8 protein-coding genes are annotated in these 3,992 nt (G+C 61.8%); 3 read left to right on the top strand and 5 right to left on the bottom strand.

What is annotated here, in order from left to right; all coding sequences use genetic code 11:
* The 3 genes from FV227_RS28060 to FV227_RS28050 form a co-directional block, all read left to right on the top strand.
* Window positions 1-436 (top strand): DUF2252 family protein (locus tag FV227_RS28060; RefSeq protein WP_147860430.1); only part of this gene is annotated, 436 nt, incomplete at its 5' end.
* A 320-nt stretch (window positions 437-756) separates the two neighbouring features.
* A complete protein-coding gene (locus tag FV227_RS28055; RefSeq protein ID WP_147860429.1) occupies window positions 757-1,158 on the top strand; it encodes an STAS/SEC14 domain-containing protein in 402 nt (133 codons plus the stop codon).
* Window positions 1,159-1,522: 364 nt separating this feature from the next.
* Window positions 1,523-1,693, top strand: a complete 171-nt coding sequence (locus tag FV227_RS28050; RefSeq protein WP_147860428.1) for a DUF3606 domain-containing protein — start codon at window positions 1,523-1,525, stop codon at window positions 1,691-1,693.
* Between the two features lie 48 nt (window positions 1,694-1,741).
* Here the strand turns inward: FV227_RS28050 and FV227_RS28045 are convergent, their stop codons facing one another.
* The 5 genes from FV227_RS28045 to FV227_RS30220 form a co-directional block, all read right to left on the bottom strand.
* Window positions 1,742-2,146 carry a response regulator gene (locus FV227_RS28045; RefSeq protein ID WP_147860427.1) on the bottom strand — a complete coding sequence of 135 codons (405 nt, stop codon included), beginning with the start codon at window positions 2,144-2,146 and terminating at the stop codon, window positions 1,742-1,744.
* Window positions 2,147-2,593: 447 nt separating this feature from the next.
* Window positions 2,594-2,773 carry a hypothetical protein gene (locus tag FV227_RS28040; RefSeq protein ID WP_147860426.1) on the bottom strand — a complete coding sequence of 60 codons (180 nt, stop codon included), beginning with the start codon at window positions 2,771-2,773 and terminating at the stop codon, window positions 2,594-2,596.
* Window positions 2,770-3,063, bottom strand: coding sequence for an HU family DNA-binding protein (locus FV227_RS28035; protein WP_147860425.1), 294 nt, complete (start codon window positions 3,061-3,063; stop codon window positions 2,770-2,772). The genes FV227_RS28040 and FV227_RS28035 overlap by 4 nt, the downstream gene beginning before the upstream one ends.
* Window positions 3,064-3,093: 30 nt before the next feature.
* Window positions 3,094-3,387: a DUF2059 domain-containing protein gene (locus FV227_RS30225; RefSeq protein ID WP_246688385.1), complete on the bottom strand. Its 294-nt coding sequence runs from the start codon at window positions 3,385-3,387 to the stop codon at window positions 3,094-3,096.
* A gap of 15 nt (window positions 3,388-3,402) precedes the next feature.
* A complete protein-coding gene (locus tag FV227_RS30220) occupies window positions 3,403-3,630 on the bottom strand; it encodes a hypothetical protein (protein ID WP_246688384.1) in 228 nt (75 codons plus the stop codon).
* Window positions 3,631-3,992 lie beyond the last annotated feature (362 nt).

Genomic DNA, 3,992 nt, shown 5'->3' with positions numbered 1-3,992 from the left:
CCCGGCCCACGCCCCCTACCTGCCCGGCATGCCGGAGCCCTATGCCAGCCACGAGGGCGAGCGGGTGATCTACGGCCAGCGCCTGCTCCAGGGCGTCGGCGACCCGCTGCTCGGCTGGACCACGATCGCCGACCGCCCGTTCTACGTGCGGCAGATGAAGAACATGAAGGGCGAGATCCCAGTCTCTCGCATGACAGGTCGATCTCTTATGTACTTTTCCCACGCCTATGGCGCCCTGTTGGCCAAGGCCCATGCACGAACAGGGGATGCCTCAGCAATTGCAGGCTACTGCGGCCACGATGGCCGCGCCGACTTAAGGGAGGCTGTAGCTGATTGGTCTGCCGCCTACGGCGATCGAAACGCTGAGGACTTCAGATTTTTTCAAGACGCCATCGCATCGGGACAGCTTGAAGCGGCGGCCGATCCACATCTTTGACGTATCATGTGCGTGGTTGTGCGCGCTGCACGGAAGAGAGCGCAACCTGGTTAGGTAAGAACCCGTTCGCGGTGATGCGGTGGCAGACTTAACGGGCAAAAGGCTGGTAGAAGTGAGTGTGCAGCGCTCAGCGTGATTTGCATTGGATGGCAGCTCTCATAGACACCATATTGTGATCGCCCGAACCTGCGACCTGCAAGGTGGGCGTCGATGCCCACGTTTGGCAGCAGCCACTGTGCGGCACGCTCATCGGTTTGGATCAAAACGTGGGATCGTATCGTTCAATCCATAATCTGCTATGGCGGAATTGGGAGGAACGCATGAACGCAGCACCGGACGGTTCAGTCATCCAGCGTGAGGCACCGCGTCCCGACCTTCTCGCCTTCGAGATCAAGGATAAGATCACCAAGCCCGACATCGAGTGGATGTCCTCCGTGACCGACGCTGCCATGCAGGCGCACGGGAAGATCGACATGCTCATCATCATGTCGAACTACGAAGGCTCGGACCTGGGAGCGACCTTCGACGGCTATGCGGCGAGCGTGAAGGCGCGCTCAGTGGCACATATCCAGCGCTACGTCGTCGTCGGTGCACCGATCATGGCGAAGGCCATGATCAACCTGTCCGGGATGATCATGCCGGTCGAGACAAAAACCTTCGACCTTGAGGAAGAGTCAGCCGCTTGGGCTTGGCTCACACAGGCTCAAACCGCCGCATCCTGATACGCAAGGTCGTCGGATGGTTAGCCTAAGGGAGGGCGCACCTTTCCTTGAATCATCTGACAACGGACAATTGGCTGTACCAGCCGTGTAGCGGCCGATTGTGCAAGCCGGGTGCATCTCGGTGACGTGGGTCGCTCGACGGGCGAAAGCCTGTAACCGATCAAGGCTGCTTTCGGAGCCGCTTGTGACCCATAGGCGACCCGCCCGGTACCCGCAAAACTCTCTAGTCAGGAGAGGGTGGTGCAGGGCTGAGGCGAGAAATCGCATTCCACAGGGGATGATGAAACATCCACGCCCGGTTCGCGTTCATCCCTCAACCGTATAGCATCACTACAACACGCCTATAAGCGGAGTAGGGTTTTAAATGTCCTCCACACCCGCGCCTAGTGTCTCCAAAACGCATTTAGACATCCACGATCAGTTCGCGCGCCAGGCGCTTGCCCAATCCCTTGGAGTTACTGAGGAAAATATCAAGCGTGCAGTGCGAATGGTCGGCACCCGGATTTCAACGATCCGCGGATATTTCGGTCATTAGGCTGCTTCTGAGAGAAGAGAAGAAAGGGGCCGATAATGGTTCCTTTTTTTATGACTTGAGAGGTTCCGGCTTTCGGCCGTCTGGCAGGATTTCCCGCAGATGGTCATGGACCATTTCAGCCGAGAATGGCTTGTTCAGAAAGCGCACCCCATCAGGTAATTCACCAGGCTGCGGGCTGACCTGGCCGGAGGCAACGACAATCGTGATGTCCGGCCAGCGCCTCGACACTTCGTGTGCCAGGGCGAACCCGTCACGCGATCCGGGCATCTGCACGTCGGTAAAGAGAAGGACGATCGAAGCGTAATGCTCTTCAAGGATCGTGATGGCCCAATCGCCGTCTGCGGCTTCTAGGGTTCGAAACCCGGCCTCTTCAAGGATGTCGAGCACGTCCATGCGGATCAGCCCATCGTCATCGACAGCGAGGGCATAAGGGGCAGACGCGGTGCAATCCATGAGCACCAAATCCCTCCCGAGCAAACAAGGTCCCACCCCATCCCAAAATGGGCGCGAACAGTTGTTGTCTGGTCGAGAGGGGAGGGGCGGCCGGAATCAGTGCCTTCCGACCATGTCGAGGAGTGCCACACCCGCCGCTGCTACGACGTTGCCCCTGCCGCCCCATGGTAGCGGCGGGAACGGGATCACTACCACTTCCGGAAGTACGATCTCAGGCGCCTCGATCTTCCGGTCCGCATCGTTGCCCCACATCCACACGACCTGACTGCCGTGGTGGTTCGTCGGGCAGGCCATCGAACGACATCGCGCCGCTATGGCCGCACTCGCAGAACACCAGCAGCCCACGGGCGCCGTGAGCCATGCTGTTGGCGATCGTGGCCGGCGGCTGCTCTATACCGTCAGCGTCGTACCAGCGGCGCGGATTTCTGAGATGCCTCGGAACGCCGGTCACTGGATCGTCGGCGAGCCCGGCGCGAGGCCCAGCAGCGAGGCAAGCTTCATCAGGTCCGCGTCGGTCATCTCCTCGCCATTCACGAGCCACAGGCTCAGGTCGTCGCCAGTTGGCTCAACGTACAGGCCGAGCACGCGGAGAGCTTCGACGACTTCGTGGAATGGGTCATCACTCACGGCACCGCCGCCTCCGGGTTCAGTCGGTCCCGCATGTCCTTCCCGACCTTGAAGCGCAGCTTGGCCTTCGCCTCGACCGAGACGGGCGCGCCGGATCTTGGGTTGCGGCCCATCCGCGCCCGCGCCTCCACAATGGTGAAGGCCCCGAACCCGCGCAGCTCGACACGATCGCCGTCCGCGATGGCGTCCGCGAGCCGGCCTATGATGGCGTCGACCACGGCCTCGCAGTCCTTCGCGTAGAGTTGCGGGTTCGCAGCGGCCAAGCGCTGGACCAGTTCGGATCGGATCATGGCGGTGCGGCCGCCCTCGCTACCGTGCCGTCAGCGCGGCTTCGCCGGTCCGGCCGATCCCCACCCGTGGGCCTGGATCGCCTTGGTCAGCTTGCCCTGCATCTCAGGCGTCACCGACTGCATCCACTGCTGCGTTCCTACAAGCTGCGCTTGCGCGAGTTGGGGCTGGGCAGCGACCAGGCGCTTGCCGGTCGGGGTGGCGTAGAACGCGGCGATGACCTGCAGGTCGTCCTTGCCGAGGGCTGCAGCGAAGCCGCGGGCCTGGATGTCGAGCAACTCGTCGAAGTGCGCCGTGAGGGTGGGCAGCACCACCTCCTGGACCAAGGCCTGAGCCTGATCCTATTGCTTGACCCCGATCTGCTGCATCATGCCGACCATGGGTGCCGCCATCGCGTTCAGCAGCGCGGTACGATCCCCCTGCATCTGCGCGACGACCTCGCGCGCCAACTTCAGGGTCGCAGGATCAAGCGTGGCGGCCGGGGCAGCTAGCTTGGCTGCTGACTGCGCCATTGCCACGGTCGGGGCGGAAACGGCGAGGCAATAAGTGATAAGGGCTAAGCGGCGCATTGGCTGATCCGATCGCGACTAGGGACGACGCAGCCCTGTGGTCGGACGCATGCTCTCGTACCATGCTCGATGTCGGCTGCATCAACCGTCAACGACGCCAGTGACGATCCACTCCGCAACGTTGACTTAACGGTGTCACCCAGCCGACATGCCATGTCCGGCCTCTGCGCGCCCTGTGGCGAGTCGTGAGCCGGCTGGAACAAGGGATCAAGGCCGCGAGAAAGACCTAAGCCCAAAACGCCAACGGCCCCACCCCGGCAAGGGTGAGGCCGTCGAAATCGAATGGGTCTGGTGGACCGCTTTGCAGCTCCCCAGACATCATAGCTCCGCACCGGAGTCAATCGGGATCGCTTCCCGAAACG

This window comes from Methylobacterium sp. WL119, from assembly GCF_008039875.1.
Classification (GTDB): domain Bacteria; phylum Pseudomonadota; class Alphaproteobacteria; order Rhizobiales; family Beijerinckiaceae; genus Methylobacterium.
This window is presented reverse-complemented; position numbering and strand designations above follow the sequence as displayed.